Consider the following 13,449-nt stretch of genomic DNA (forward strand, 5'->3'; position numbering starts at 1 on the left):
AGATCCTTCCTACGTCAACGCGAGGCGTGCGGAAGCCGACGAACGAGCGAGGTGAGGTATGTGCGGGCGTTACTCGATCTACGAATCCATGGACAACTACCTCCGGCAGTTGGGCCTCGACCTGGTGGTGATCAATGGCTATGACCACGAGCAGATCAATCGATACAACGTCGCCCCCTCCACCCGTGTGGAGATAATACGAGCGTTGCCAGAAGGGTTGAGAGTAGATCGAGTGAAATGGGGATGGGCGCCATTTTGGGCGAAGGGGAAGCGTCCTGACCCGATGAATGCGCGGGCAGAAACGGTGGTGACGGGGAAGTTCTTCAAATCGCTTTGGCCGAATGGCCGAGCCTTAGCACCCGCAAATGGCTGGTACGAGTGGATAGCCGATCCTGCGGACCCAAAGCGCAAGCAACCCTACTACATCCAGGCAGCGGACGAGGCCCCGCTGTTCTTCGCGGCGCTGGCCGAAGCTCACCCAGCACTTGAACCAGACGAACGGGACGGCTTCGTGATCATCACCGCTGCAGCTGACCAAGGGCTCGTCGATATACACGACCGCAAACCTCTTGTGCTCTCGCCCGAGGTTGCTCGTGAGTGGATCTCGCCAGATACATCGATTGAGCGCGCAGAAGAGATAATGCGGACCTGCTGCCGAGCCGCAGGCGATTTCAAGTGGCATGCAGTCCGTAAGGATGTAGGCAGTGTCCGCAACCAGGGTCCTGAATTGATATTACCTGCGGATTGAAAGAACCTCAGCCAGTCTTCGGACAGCTCTTGCGCCTGTCTTGGTACCAGGCTTGAGTTACTTGCGTTCGGGCGAACGCCTGACACTCTTGGCAGACTAGGACACCTTTTTTCTTGAGGCCGATTTGGACGGTATAGATGACGTCCCATCGGCCTTTTTCCTTGCTGTGATCGTTGCCATATTTTTCGGTGGTAAAAGGGTGATTGGCGGTGGTGAATCGCGCCACTGGCACACCAAAAACCTGAAAAACTCCGGGAAATGGCACAAACCGTGTAGAACAGAATGCCCCTATAAATAGCCTCAAGCCCAAAAGCCACGCGCCCTGAGCCCTCCCGCCGGTTCAGCGTTGCACCCATGATGGATTGCATAAATTTCCACCCCATCAACTGAGCGTGGTGCACGATAAACCACCCACTGCGTCGGCTGCGTCTCGATCCTGGGTCCTGCACGCTGGTGCACTGATGCCCACTGCCAAAAGCAGGCTCAAGGTATCAACGACAAGACTTCTCTTGCGCCCTTTTACCTTTCTACCTGCGTCGCAACCCTTTTCATCTCCTTGGGTAAGCCCCTCATAGATACCTGACAGAGCTGCGCACTCCCCTTTCCGGAATCCTCTCTATGGATTAATCTAATGGTTACTAGCCTAGTGCCACCCATAGGATATAAGCCACGTGTCTCTAAATACTGTTAGCTGGAAGCTCGATCGTATCAGAAGCCTGAACGATGAAGTAAAGGAATTACACCCGGTCCTAAGAGAACTTTTTAGGCAAATGCCTACGATTACTGAGGTCAATTATACTCAGGGAAGCCGTGAAATGGGAGCTGACTTTGTTTTGATCAAGTATGATCAACTCCTCATGAACGAAGACTATGTTGGCGTCATTGTGAAGTCAGTTTCAATCAAACAAAATCACGATGATGTTCGCCGCCAAATACGAGAATGCGAACAGGCTCGCCCTATCGAGGGAGGCAAAAAGACCATCCACCTCACCGAGATATGGATTATTACCTCAAAAGAAATAACGAGAAATGCCCAAGATAGCATTCACCACGAGTACAAAAATACACGAATCAAGTTTTTTGATTGCGAAAAGATAACGCAACTTGTGGACAAGTACTACCCATCCTACTGGGAATTTGCCAATATAAAAATAAACAGATACATAAAGGAACAGTTGGCTTTCATTTCAAACCTCGAAAACCAACACTCACTTATTCCTACGAGCCTCGGGCGCCTAGACATTCCACAACAAATCGTAAAAATCCCCAAGGACGCCAAACGGAAGTTTCGATCCAAATCTATAAAGCCGTCCACACTGATTGATGAGCTTAAGAAAAATAGATTTATATTTGTAGAGGGTGGCATGGGCGCTGGGAAATCTGAGCTCATGCGAACTACTGCGAAGGAACTATGCAATCAGAAGACCAGTGAAAACTTTACAACCGTACCTTACTTTACTACATATCGCGATCTGAAGTCCCTAACTCAACCCATTACATCGCTTATTGAAAGCATCGAATTAGAGCTGGATGAAACAAACAAGGAAATAGTGCTATTCATCGACGGACTAGATGAAACACTTGATGAAGTACACGAGAAAGTTGAAACAATTTGCGGAATAGCTCAAAGCATCGCACCCAAGCTAAATGTCAAGCTTGTAGTAGCATCAAGAATCATACACCAAGAAAAATTACAAGAAAAGATCAGGAAATACTTTGACCACTACGAGGTAAAAGAACTTTCTCACGGAGCAATTATGAACTTCGTGGAAAAGCTATGTAACAATGTAAAAGTATCCACTAAATTCAGAGATGATCTAGAGAACTCAGCTCTAATGCGCGCCCTACCTAGAACCCCACTCAGCGCGATATTACTTGGAAGATTACTATCTGAAAACATAAAAGAGCTACCCTCCACCTTACCAGAACTTTATGCAAAATATACAGAGCTAGTATTAGGACGCTGGGATCTCCAGAAAGGAAACGGATCCGAGAAGGAGTACGAGACAATTCAACGCATCATAGGGTTTGTCGCAGGCCATATGATCGATCATGATCTGGACAATTTGAGCCTTGGTGACCTTCGTACAATTTTCGATGACTATCTCGGCCAGCGTAGAACAGGCCAGAACTTAGAAACTTTAATTAATTCATTCCTAAAAAAGTCAGAAATAATTGGCCACGACCTAGACAAAAACTCTATTTTCTTCAAGCACAAAACTTTCAAAGAATTTTTTTACGCGACATTGAAACATCAACAAAAGGGCTTAGATGCTCCAATCCATGAGCCCTTTAACATATATTGGCACGGTATAGAGTATTTTTACCTGGGTATCGTTAGGGACGCGCCCTCCCGAATAGATCAGCTCAGCAAGCTTGTACCAAAAGATGAGGCAGAAGAGCTAGTAAAGCTTTCATCATTCTCAGACTTATTATTAGCAGCCTATCAAACACCATACAGAGTTATCGAGGACGCTGTTTCGCGAGCCATGCTCGATACATCAGTACTATTCTTAAAATCCTGCTCAAATAAAAATAGCTGGCTAAGTCACATTCCTGAACTCCAACTACTTTGCCTCCTAACCTACAATATGCGTAGAGCTTACGCTTACGAGTTTTTCCGTCCCGCGCTTCACGAAGCAAAGTTACAAGCTGAGATTGACACAAAACTCGACAACAATACTAGAAATACCACATTGTTTTTTATTGACTCTGTTCTCGCAGACTTAAACGACCCTAACGCATTCACATCATTAGTAGACAACCACGAAGGGTCATTGCACTGGACCCTAAAACTTGGAATCGAATTTACTGCGGCGGACTCCAACTTTGTGAACACCGCAACCAAGCGCATCGCCAAGAAAACCGCCAAATCACTGAAGGGAAATATACCCTTGAGGCAGTACTTCCTTGAATTACAGGAGACCCCACTCAAAGATCGTAAAACTGTATAGCTCCACCACCCAAAGCCCCGCACTTAGCGGGGCTAAACTATACTTAAATCTGTGAAATACAAACTTCATAACTATAAACTACTTCTGTAGCTTTTTAATATAACTTTGACAAGCCTTCAAGGCGATGATTGCCCGGTCGCCTTCGTCGGTGATGGCGATAATTCGCTGAGCATGCGCTCGGTCAAGGTAGGCACGTGAGGGGTCATGAACCACGCCTGCGGGGCCGGTGGCTTCTGGCAACCCACAGCCACGGTGCGGGGTTGAGGTAACGTCGAGTAGGACTGACAACCGCTGATCAGCAGTAGCAAGCCGGTCACGCAAACGAGCCTGTGTGCTCTGTGCATCGTTCAATTCCTTCCAGTGGGTTTCAGCCGAGGCGGCCAGACGCGCCTCTAGCTCTTCGCGCTGGTCCTGGTGGATCTGCATCTGGTCGATGACAGCAGCCGCTGCGGCTTCGCGCTCGATCTGGTAGCTCGCCGCCTGCTCTGCCAGTTCCTTGCCACAGCGCTTGTCCTGCCACGTCCAGGCCCCACGGGCGCCCGCGTAGGCGCCCAGCAGGAGGGCGAAGATCACCAGCCGCACATCGGGCGCGATCATTGCAGCACCTCAAGTGCACGCTCAAGGACTGGCGCTGCCTGAACGACCTGGCGATCGAAGACGGCTATCTGCGGGACTTCGTGATCGTTCCAGAGGCCTATTCCGGCTATTTGGGGGTCAATGATTGGGTTAAATCCATGGGTACCGTAGCCGGAAAGTCCAACCCAACGAACGGGGCGTTCTCCGTCGCGGACCCTCGCGCCAAGACCGGCGCCCTGCAATACCAACAGTACGGTGTACGCCGCTGGGAGGACACTACCGGCGCAGTGATCGGCGTGAAAAGCCCAGGCCAAGGAACGTTCAGCGTTGCCGACCCACGGCGCAGCGGGGCAGGTTTCGGCAAGTACCAGGTCACACCGTATGCCAGTCACGCCAACTGCGTCATATCTGGCAGCACCACAGGTCAAGGCGCATTCGCGGTGCAAGACCCTCGGCCCGGCATGCGACGCAGCAAGGGTGATGCATACCTTACCGGGGGTCATTACGGCGTGGTGCCGTGGAACGGCACAGCCGGAGGCGAGCCAGAAAAGTGCGAAAGGCATTCATATTGCAGACCTGGCCCTATACCTCGACCAGCAACGAGAAACTGCGCGCAGAGAATGCGCGCAGTTGAACAAAGGCCTCAGGGCAAACTGATTAAGTAGCACGGGCGCCAAGCGTTACTGGCGCCCGAATAATCTGATCAAACCACTTCCATTCCTTGTAACGGTCACCTCGCCCCCGCAAGTGGGTATACCTGCGCAGAGAGTTCCAATCTCGATGACCGGAAACACTGGATACTCTCGGGATATCCCAGTCCATTTCAAACAACCGGCTCACTCCTTCATGGCGAAGGTCATGAAAATGGAGCCCATCTATCCCGACCACCTTACAAGCTCTCGCCCATGACATGCCGACTGAGTCCGTGTTGAACGGAAATATCTCAGGACACCGACGCGGCATGCTCTGCAAGATCTGCCATGCCTCATCCGGCAAGTGACACCAGACATCATTGCCGATCTTCTGGCCAGGGTTCTTCATGTCACGCACCTTCACCGCCTGACGGTGTTCGTCCAGATCCTCCCAGCGGATTCGGGTGATCTCATCCATTCTTCGTGTCGAGAAGATCGCGAACGCCACCACCTTGGGCATATGGATAGCGGTTGGCCTACGCTTCAGCATCTCGAAGAAATGCTCAAGAACCTTGTCGAGCTCATCCAATGTCGGACGTCGATCCCGCTCGCGGCTACGCATGTTGTAGCCGAATTGCTTGAGGACAAGACGAGCATCAGGCATAGCTCGCGCGTCGATCTCGTAACCCCACGCTGCCCTGGCCAGCGACAGAACCGACCCAAGGTGCGCCAAGTCATTACCTGCCGTCTGCGGTTTGACTCCACCACCCTCGGGACTCATTCGCCACAATGCGTAGTCGACCAGTACCTGCTGGGTGATATTGGAGTCGACTACTTCAGCGAGGTAGGTTTTCTGGATGGCTCTGAGTGTCTGTCGCTTGGTCACGCCTAGCGGCCGGGCTTTCTCCGCTTCTACCAGGTACCGGTCAATCATCGCCGCAATCGGACGCCCCACACGGTTCGCCCGCTCGATTGCGCCCGGCTCCGACAATTCGGTCTCGCGTCGCTTCGCCCATGCCACAGCCGCCTGTTTGCGGGCGAACGTCTGGCTCTCTTGGTAGACTGTGACCTTGTCGCGGTTGATGCGAATCTGGACGGTGTAGCTGGTGGTGCCATCGGCTTTCTTGCGCAGTCTGATCGTTGCCATAGGGAATTGGTACACGTGTAGTGTCGATTGGTACATTGTACCAAGCGCTTGGTAAAAACGCCTCAAAACCCCCGAAAATCGGTACGAAACACGTTGAACGAAAACACAGCAAAACCAGGCTCTAAACCAAATACCACGCGCCCTGAGCCCTCCCGCCGGTTTAGCGTTGCACCCATGATGGACTGGACCGACCGCCACTGTCGGTACTTCCTGCGCCTGCTCTCCCAACGCGCCCTGCTCTACACCGAAATGGTCACCACCGGCGCCCTACTCCACGGCGATGCGGAGCGTTTCCTGCGTCATGACGAGTCCGAGCACCCGCTGGCTTTGCAGTTGGGCGGCAGCAACCCGGCTGAACTCGCCGCCTGTGCTCGCCTGGCCCAGGAAGCGGGTTACGACGAGGTCAACCTCAATGTCGGCTGCCCCAGCGACCGGGTGCAGAACAACATGATCGGGGCCTGCCTGATGGGCCATCCGGCGCTGGTGGCCGACTGCGTCAAGGCGATGATCGATGCGGTCGAGATTCCGGTGACGGTCAAGCACCGCATCGGCATCAATGGCCGCGACAGCTATGCCGAGCTGTGCGACTTTGTCGGCCAGGTGCGCGAAGCCGGCTGTCGCAGCTTTACCGTGCATGCGCGGATCGCGATCCTCGAAGGCCTGTCGCCAAAGGAGAACCGCGAGGTGCCGCCGCTGCGCTACGAGGTGGCGGCGCAGTTGAAACAGGACTTCCCGGACCTTGAGCTGGTGCTCAACGGCGGGATCAAGACCCTCGACGAATGCCGCACCCACCTGCAGACCTTCGACGGCGTGATGCTGGGGCGCGAGGCTTACCACAACCCGTACCTGCTGGCCGAGGTGGATCAACAACTGTTCGCCAGCGACGTCCCCGTCGTGACGCGCAGCGAGGCGATGGCGCGGCTGATGCCGTATCTGGTAGCGCATGTGGAGAGTGGCGGGGCCATTCATCACATCACCCGGCACATCCTCGGCCTGGGCCAGGGCTTCCCGGGGGCGCGCCGGTTCCGCCAGTTGCTGTCGGCAGACATTCACAAGGCGGCCGAGCCGCTGAAGGTGGTCGAGCAGGCGGCAGAGTTGCTGGTCGGACGCTAGGGAACCCTGGGCGGGGGTTGGACTCGAAGGGGGATTCGACGCCCCCATCCTGGGGCTGCCATGTGGCCAGCGCGGGGCCAGCCCGCGCCCGCATGACGCAGGATTGCCTTAGCCTGTGTTTGGCCTTGAGTGGCCGTCAGGGCTCGGGTAATGTCAAGACACTCACAGGACAGAGCATCAGGACAGAGCACGCCCATGACCTCAAAGCTGGAACAACTCAAGCAGTTCACCACCGTGGTCGCCGACACCGGGGACCTGGATGCCATCACCCGTCTCAAGCCGGTCGATGCCACCACCAACCCTTCGCTGCTGCTCAAGGCCGCGGCCATCTCGGGTTACGCCGACCTGCTCAAACAGGTCAAGGCCGACGCCAAAGGCAACGTCGACCTGGCCTGCGACAAGTTCGCGGTAGCCGTGGGCGCGGGCATTCTCAAGGTCATCCCCGGCCGTATCTCCACCGAGGTCGATGCACGCCTGTCGTTCGATGAGCCGGCGTTGCTGAACAAGGCTCGCCAGTTGATCGACCTGTACGAAGCTGCCGGCATTTCCAAGGATCGCGTACTGATCAAGCTGGCCTCTACCTGGGAAGGCATCCGCGCCGCCGAGAAGCTGGAAAAGGAAGGCATCCAGACCAACCTCACGCTGCTGTTCTCCTTCGCCCAGGCCCAGGCCTGTGCCGACGCCGGGGTGTTCCTGATCTCGCCGTTCGTGGGCCGGATCTACGACTGGTACAAGAAGAGCACCGGCAAGGAGTACGTCGGCGCCGAGGATCCAGGCGTGCAGTCGGTGACACGCATCTACGACTACTACAAGACCAACGGCTACGACACCGTGGTCATGGGCGCAAGCTTCCGTAACGTCGGGCAGATCGAGCAACTGGCCGGGTGCGATCGCCTGACCATCAGCCCTGAACTGCTGCAGCAGTTGAGCGACGACCAAGGCGAGCTGCCGCGCATCCTCACACCACGCAATGCTGGCGAAGCCAAGCAGGTGCTGAACGAGAGCCAGTTCCGCTGGGCGATGAACGAAGATGCCATGGCCACCGAGAAGCTGGCCGAAGGCATTCGCCAGTTTGCGCGCGACCAGGAGAAGCTCGAGGCGTTGATGGCCGACAAAGGCTGATACATATCCGAGTTGTGGAACGGGCGGGAAGTACTGAGTATTTCCCGCCCGTTTGCGCTTGTGTATTCGAAAAAGAGGCTGCCGGCCTATCGCGGGACAAGCCCGCTCCCACAGAAGCATGTGCCCTGCCATGGGATAGGTGCCGCTGTGGGAGCGGGCTTGTCCCGCGATGGGGCCGGCAGCCTCCCAACAGATGGAAGCAATGACCACCACCCTCCCCCTCGTCCTCGCCGGCCCCGTGCTGCGCCGCCTGGAACCGCAACGCCTGGCCATCTGGCTGGTCGGCTCGCGCCCGCTGAACCCTCGATTCGTGCTGGACGGCGCGCAGGTCAGTACCCACCTGGAGTGTCGGGTCGTTCCGATCGGCCAGCATGCCTTCGTCCATCTGCTGGAAGTGCACATCGACCAGGCACTGCCCGAGGACGTCGCGCTGGGCTACGACCTGCACCTGGACAATGGCCAGGGCATCGCCGACTGGGCACCGCACCTGCTCTACCCAGGTGCCTGCCGCCCGAGCTTCGTTCTGCGCAAACGTATCGATCCGTTGCTGCACGGCTCGTGCCGCAAACCCCATCACCCCGCCGCCGACGGCCTGCTCTGCGCCGACCGCCTGCTGCTCGACAATCCCCCTCCCGAACAACGCCCGGCACTGCTGATGATGACCGGCGACCAGGTCTATGCAGACGATGTCGCCGGCCCCACGCTCAAGGCCATCCACGGGTTGATCGAACGCCTGAAGCTATTCGACGAGCCCCTCGACGGCGCGCTGGTCGACAGCAGCCAGGCGCTCTATCGTCACCCCGCCTGCTACTACCATCGCGCCGACCTGCTGCCCGCCCAGCAGGGCAATGAGCCGCTGCGCCAACGCTTCTTCCGGGGCAAGCGCAAGCCGATCTTCTCGTCGAGCAATGCCGACAACCACCTGGTGACCTTTGCCGAGGTCATGGCCATGTACCTGCTGGTCTGGTCGCCCACGCCCTGGACACTGGTGGAGCTGGAGGCGCCCGAGGGGCTCACTGCCGCGCGCCAGCAGCGCTATCAGAACGAACTGCCGCTGATCGAGGCGTTCCGCGACGGCCTGGGTCAAGTGGCGCGCGCCATGGCCCACCTGCCCTGCCTGATGATCTTCGACGACCACGACATCACCGATGACTGGAACCTGTCGGCGCAATGGGAACAGACCGCCTATGGCCACCCCTTCTCGCGCCGGATCATCGGCAACGCCCTGCTCGGCTACCTGCTGTGCCAAGGCTGGGGCAATGACCCCGAGGGCTGTACGACGCTGGTCGAAGGGTTGCAGGCACTGACTGCAAATGCACCGCAGGGCGCATTGGACGGTGAGGCCCTGGATACACTGATCGGCGACCTGCTGCGTTTCCAGGGCTGGCAGTACGACCTGCCCAGCAACCCACCGTTGCGCGTGCTGGACACCCGCACCCGGCGCTGGCGCAGCGAAAGCAAGCTGGGCAAACCGTCCGGGCTGCTCGACTGGGAGGCGCTGTGCGAACTGCAGCAGGCCCTGCTCGATCATCCATCGGCAATCATCGTGTCACCGGCGCCGATTTTCGGGGTCAAGCTGATCGAGACGGTGCAGCGGGTGTTCACTGCGCTGGGCTACCCGCTGCTGGTGGACGCCGAGAACTGGATGGCCCATCGCGGCTCCGCGCAGGTGATCCTGAATATCTTCCGTCATTCCCGCACGCCAGGGCACTACGTGATCCTGTCCGGGGATGTGCATTATTCATTCGTCTACGAGGTGCTGATCCGCCACCGCCAACGCAGCCCACACTTGTGGCAGGTCACCAGCAGCGGGATCAAGAACACCTTTCCAGTGCGCCTGCTGGATGTGCTCGACCGCCTGAACCGCTGGCTGTACTCACCACGCTCGCCACTCAACTGGTTCACAAAGCGCCGATCGATGGAGGTGGTGCCACGCGTGCCAAGCCGAAGCAAGGCCGGGGAGCGGCTGTGGAATGGCGCGGGCCTGGGGCAGGTATTCTTCGACGAGCAGGGGCGGCCGGTGCGGGTTGTCCAGCTGAGTGCCGAAGGAGGTGAAGCGACGGAGTTCGTGCACAGCCATGAGGTGGAGCGCTAGCGGATACAGGGCGCCGTTGGCGCCGAGTCAGGAACGCTCCAGCGCACTCACCAGGTCACGAAACGCTTCGCGGTTGGAATCGTTCAGCCCCATGAGGATCTTGTGCGCTTCCAGCACCTTGGAGCGCACCACTTCTTCGTTCTGATCCTGCGATGGCAAGTCGCTCAGGCAATCCGGGCATGGCAGCGGACGGTCGACGATGTTGAATACCTGGTCGAACCCCATCGACTGCAGCAACCGGGAAATGTCCGGATTGGTGGTGACCACGGTCGGCAACAGGCCGACCTTCTGCCGCGACAGGATCGACAACTTGGCCAGCAGGCCCAGGGTGGTGCTGTCGATGCTCTCGGTTTCGGTCAGGTCGATGACGATGGCCGAGAAGTTCAGTGCGGTGAAGATCTTCTCGATCGTCGCATCCAGCGCCGAACACAGGGTCAGGCGCACTTCACCGACGAATTTCAGTACGAAGGTACCGCTCTGCTCGGCGAACTGGATTCTACCGGTACTCATTGAAGGTTCCTGCTCAACACCAATAGGGCGATATCATCCGGCATCTCCCCAAGCGTAGCCAATCCGAATCGTTGGCGCAGCCCGTCCAGGCTGCCCCCCGCGGTCTTGACGATTTCCGGCAAGGCCGCTTCCTTATCTTTGAGTGTATCCCCGGGCAAAAGGTCCAGAATGCCGTCGGACATGAGCGTGAGGCTGAAGCGCGGCGGCAGCTCGAGCACATGGTCCTGGTAGGTGGCTTCATCGAACAGCCCCACCGGCAGGCCACGGCCTTCCAGGTAGCGGGCCTGGCCCGGGGTGTAGAGCACCGGCAGCGGCAGATGGCCGCCGACGCTGTAGGTCATCAGGCCGGCCTCCTCGTCGATCACCCCGCCGACCATGGTCACATGCTTGCCCAGCTTGCAGTTGATCAGGCCACGATTGATGTGCGCCAACACCTGCGACGGCTTGAACTCGCGCATCTTGCCGTTGCGCTTGAATTCGAACAGCAGGCGGGTGGTCATGAACTTGAGCAGCACGGTGACGAATGCCGAGGACGCCCCATGGCCGGATACGTCGGCCAGGTAGAAGGCGATGCGGCGCTCGTCGACGCGGAAATAATCGGTGAAATCGCCGGAGAGGTAGAGCGAGGGAATGATCTGGTGGTCGAACGACAGGTCGCCCGCGGTCCACGGCTTTTCCGGCAGCATGTTCATCTGCACCTGGCGGCCGGCGGTCTGGTCTTCCTGCAACAGGTGCAGACTGGCCTCCAGCTCCCGGTTGGCAGCTTCGAGCTTGTCGCGGTAGCGCTGGTTTTCGAGCACCAGGCGCGAACGGTCGAGCGCACGGCGCACCGAGTGCTCGAGCACGGCAAGGTCTTCCAACGGCTTGATCAGGTAGTCGGCCGCGCCCAGGCGCAAGGCCTCGACCGCATCGCTCATGACGCCGGCACCGGACACCACGATCACGGGCAACTGCGGAGCGTGCTCGGTGATCCGGCGGATCAGTTCGAGGCCGCCCATCTGCGGCATGCGCAGATCGCAGATCACGAGGTCGGGCTGGTGTTCTTCGAAGACCTGGAGCCCCTGCTGGCCATTACCGGCCTGGAGGACGCTGAAGCCACTGTCTTCCAGATAGGCGGCGAGGCTTGCACGAACCACGTCGTCGTCATCGATGATCAGCAGCGTTGCACTGGTTTTCTGCATGTGGGCGAACGGCGCCGATTGGTTGGCGTAGCGGGCATCGGCAAGGGCGACGGACGGCTACTGGAATACTCTGTGACCACTTCTCTTTGAGGTGTAGGACAAGAAAACCTGTCCAGCAAATCGCAGTGGTGCCCTGTAAGGCGCAGACGGTACTCCCATCCGCGGGGCGTTTCAAGCATACGAGGGTCGAGTTCGCTGTGCTAATCACCAGCGGTTATTTGGCGGGGCCGTTTGGCGTACGGTTGGGCATAGAAAAGCCCTTGAGCGGCCAGACAATTACAGGATGTAAATGCCTGGAGCCACTCGAGGGCAAGTCTTGAGAGGATCAGGGTTCAGCGACGACCGATGTTCGACGACACACTCCACAGGTCGACACCACCATCGGTGGCATGACGGTCGATGGCGGCCAGTTCGTCGGCGGTGAACTGCAGATTGCCCACGGCATCGAGGGAGTCGTCGAGTTGCGCCAGTGTGCGAGCGCCGATCAGCGTCGAGGACACCCGCGAGTCACGCAGCACCCAGGCAATCGCCATCTGCGCCAGGGTCTGGCCGCGGGCCTGGGCGATGTCATTGAGGCTGCGGATGCGCGCCAGGTTGTCATCGCCGAGCATGCGCGAGGGCAGCGAGCCGCCACGGGTGGCGCGCGATTCACTCGGCACGCCCTGCAGATACTTGTCGGTGAACATGCCCTGGGCCAACGGCGAGAAGGCGATGCAACCCACGCCCAGATCGTCGAGCGTGCCGAGCAACCCCTGCGATCATGTCCTGGGCACGGTTGCACCGAAGCGGATACCGGCATCGAAGCCTTCGGCAACGATGTCGAGCATGCGGTCGTCCATCACCAGGTCGAGGTGCACCTGGGGAAAGCGCGACAAAAACTGATCAAGCACCGGCAGGATCAGCAGGCGCCCGGCGTCATGGGGAATGTTCAGACGCAGGCGGCCGACTGGCGCCTTGCGTTAGTCTTCGAGGGTATTGAGGCCGTGGCCGATGGCCTCGAAGCCTTGGGCCAGGGACTGCATGAGATCGCTGCCGGCGGCCGTCAGTGCCACCGAAGGTTGGTACGATTGAGCAGGCGGACTTCGAGGCGATCTTCGAGCTTCTTCATCGTGTGGCTCAACGCCGAGGCGGTCAGCCCGAGTTCGTTGGCGGCATCGACGAAACTGCCGCGGCGAGCAATGGTGAAGAACACGTTCAGGTCCGCCAGATCGGAGCGCTTGAATGCCGCCATGGGGCCAGCCACCCTTGAGAATGAGAACGACCGCCATTGTGCCGCCAATCGGAGAGAAGCTGAACGCACCAGGCGTGAAAAGGATTCAGTGCCCCAATGCCCCATTCTCACATTGCGCCAAAACGAAGAAGGCGACCCTT

The 13,449-nt window shown here is 58.0% G+C and carries 12 protein-coding genes and 3 pseudogenes; 7 read left to right on the forward strand and 8 right to left on the reverse strand.

Features of this window, described 5'->3' with window-relative positions:
* Positions 1-58: 58 nt before the first annotated feature.
* A complete protein-coding gene (locus AC2CGW_RS00550) occupies positions 59-748 on the forward strand; it encodes an SOS response-associated peptidase family protein (RefSeq protein WP_484573366.1) in 690 nt (229 codons plus the stop codon).
* Positions 749-1,166: 418 nt separating this feature from the next.
* On the opposite strand, the pseudogene AC2CGW_RS00555 reads toward AC2CGW_RS00550, so the two are convergent.
* Positions 1,167-1,307 (reverse strand): annotated as a pseudogene (locus tag AC2CGW_RS00555) (IS5/IS1182 family transposase); the annotation flags it as partial.
* Between the two features lie 112 nt (positions 1,308-1,419).
* Between AC2CGW_RS00555 and AC2CGW_RS00560 the strand changes: the two are divergent.
* The gene (locus tag AC2CGW_RS00560) at positions 1,420-3,702 is read left to right on the forward strand and encodes an NACHT domain-containing protein (RefSeq protein WP_484573367.1); all 2,283 of its coding nucleotides are present in this window, start codon (positions 1,420-1,422) and stop codon (positions 3,700-3,702) included.
* A gap of 78 nt (positions 3,703-3,780) precedes the next feature.
* On the opposite strand, the gene AC2CGW_RS00565 is transcribed toward AC2CGW_RS00560, so the two are convergent.
* On the reverse strand, positions 3,781-4,299 hold the full coding sequence (locus tag AC2CGW_RS00565) for a lysis system i-spanin subunit Rz (RefSeq protein WP_484573368.1): 519 nt from the start codon (positions 4,297-4,299) through the stop codon (positions 3,781-3,783).
* Between the two features lie 23 nt (positions 4,300-4,322).
* Between AC2CGW_RS00565 and AC2CGW_RS00570 the strand changes: the two are divergent.
* Both AC2CGW_RS00570 and AC2CGW_RS00575 read left to right on the forward strand, forming a co-directional pair.
* Positions 4,323-4,814, forward strand: a pseudogene (locus AC2CGW_RS00570) (DNA cytosine methyltransferase); the annotation flags it as partial.
* A pseudogene (locus AC2CGW_RS00575) lies at positions 4,813-4,935 on the forward strand (pyocin activator PrtN family protein); the annotation flags it as partial. The pseudogenes AC2CGW_RS00570 and AC2CGW_RS00575, both read left to right, overlap by 2 nt.
* Here AC2CGW_RS00575 and AC2CGW_RS00580 read toward each other — a convergent pair.
* Positions 4,936-6,057, reverse strand: coding sequence for a tyrosine-type recombinase/integrase (locus tag AC2CGW_RS00580; protein WP_484573369.1), 1,122 nt, complete (start codon positions 6,055-6,057; stop codon positions 4,936-4,938). It abuts the pseudogene before it with no gap.
* 93 nt (positions 6,058-6,150) lie between these two features.
* Here AC2CGW_RS00580 and dusA point away from each other — a divergent pair, with 93 nt between their 5' ends.
* The 3 genes from dusA (at position 6,151) to AC2CGW_RS00595 (ending at position 10,387) form a co-directional block, all read left to right on the forward strand.
* Positions 6,151-7,170: a tRNA dihydrouridine(20/20a) synthase DusA gene (gene dusA, locus AC2CGW_RS00585; protein ID WP_484573370.1), complete on the forward strand. Its 1,020-nt coding sequence runs from the start codon at positions 6,151-6,153 to the stop codon at positions 7,168-7,170.
* Positions 7,171-7,365: 195 nt separating this feature from the next.
* A complete protein-coding gene (gene tal, locus AC2CGW_RS00590; RefSeq protein ID WP_186666276.1) occupies positions 7,366-8,292 on the forward strand; it encodes a transaldolase in 927 nt (308 codons plus the stop codon).
* Between the two features lie 202 nt (positions 8,293-8,494).
* Positions 8,495-10,387, forward strand: a complete 1,893-nt coding sequence (locus AC2CGW_RS00595; protein ID WP_186719938.1) for an alkaline phosphatase D family protein — start codon at positions 8,495-8,497, stop codon at positions 10,385-10,387.
* Positions 10,388-10,414: 27 nt separating this feature from the next.
* On the opposite strand, the gene rssC is transcribed toward AC2CGW_RS00595, so the two are convergent.
* From rssC to AC2CGW_RS00620, 5 genes are all read right to left on the reverse strand, one after another.
* The gene (rssC, locus tag AC2CGW_RS00600; RefSeq protein WP_054894422.1) at positions 10,415-10,897 is read right to left on the reverse strand and encodes an anti-sigma factor antagonist RssC; all 483 of its coding nucleotides are present in this window, start codon (positions 10,895-10,897) and stop codon (positions 10,415-10,417) included.
* Positions 10,894-12,078 carry a two-component system response regulator RssB gene (gene rssB, locus AC2CGW_RS00605; protein WP_484573371.1) on the reverse strand — a complete coding sequence of 395 codons (1,185 nt, stop codon included), beginning with the start codon at positions 12,076-12,078 and terminating at the stop codon, positions 10,894-10,896. The genes rssC and rssB overlap by 4 nt, the downstream gene beginning before the upstream one ends.
* Positions 12,079-12,410: 332 nt before the next feature.
* Positions 12,411-12,827: an aldo/keto reductase gene (locus AC2CGW_RS00610; protein ID WP_484573372.1), complete on the reverse strand. Its 417-nt coding sequence runs from the start codon at positions 12,825-12,827 to the stop codon at positions 12,411-12,413.
* A 9-nt stretch (positions 12,828-12,836) separates the two neighbouring features.
* Positions 12,837-13,016 (reverse strand): LysR substrate-binding domain-containing protein, encoded by a 180-nt coding sequence (locus AC2CGW_RS00615; protein ID WP_186666668.1) that lies wholly within the window; start codon positions 13,014-13,016, stop codon positions 12,837-12,839.
* A gap of 104 nt (positions 13,017-13,120) precedes the next feature.
* Positions 13,121-13,309, reverse strand: coding sequence for a LysR family transcriptional regulator (locus AC2CGW_RS00620; protein ID WP_186666284.1), 189 nt, complete (start codon positions 13,307-13,309; stop codon positions 13,121-13,123).
* Positions 13,310-13,449: the final 140 nt, after the last annotated feature.

Source organism: Pseudomonas sp. SYWMCR5, assembly GCF_057197165.1.

Excerpts from the sequence above, each read along its gene's own strand:
- AC2CGW_RS00550 (WP_484573366.1), top strand. The coding sequence starts at position 59 with ATGTGCGGGCGTTACTCGATCTACGAATCCATGGACAACTACCTCCGG.
- AC2CGW_RS00565 (WP_484573368.1), bottom strand. The coding sequence starts at position 4,299 with ATGATCGCGCCCGATGTGCGGCTGGTGATCTTCGCCCTCCTGCTGGGC.
- AC2CGW_RS00580 (WP_484573369.1), bottom strand. The coding sequence starts at position 6,057 with ATGGCAACGATCAGACTGCGCAAGAAAGCCGATGGCACCACCAGCTAC.
- tal (WP_186666276.1), top strand. The coding sequence starts at position 7,366 with ATGACCTCAAAGCTGGAACAACTCAAGCAGTTCACCACCGTGGTCGCC.
- AC2CGW_RS00595 (WP_186719938.1), top strand. The coding sequence starts at position 8,495 with ATGACCACCACCCTCCCCCTCGTCCTCGCCGGCCCCGTGCTGCGCCGC.
- rssC (WP_054894422.1), bottom strand. The coding sequence starts at position 10,897 with ATGAGTACCGGTAGAATCCAGTTCGCCGAGCAGAGCGGTACCTTCGTA.
- rssB (WP_484573371.1), bottom strand. The coding sequence starts at position 12,078 with ATGCAGAAAACCAGTGCAACGCTGCTGATCATCGATGACGACGACGTG.
- AC2CGW_RS00620 (WP_186666284.1), bottom strand. The coding sequence starts at position 13,309 with ATGGCGGCATTCAAGCGCTCCGATCTGGCGGACCTGAACGTGTTCTTC.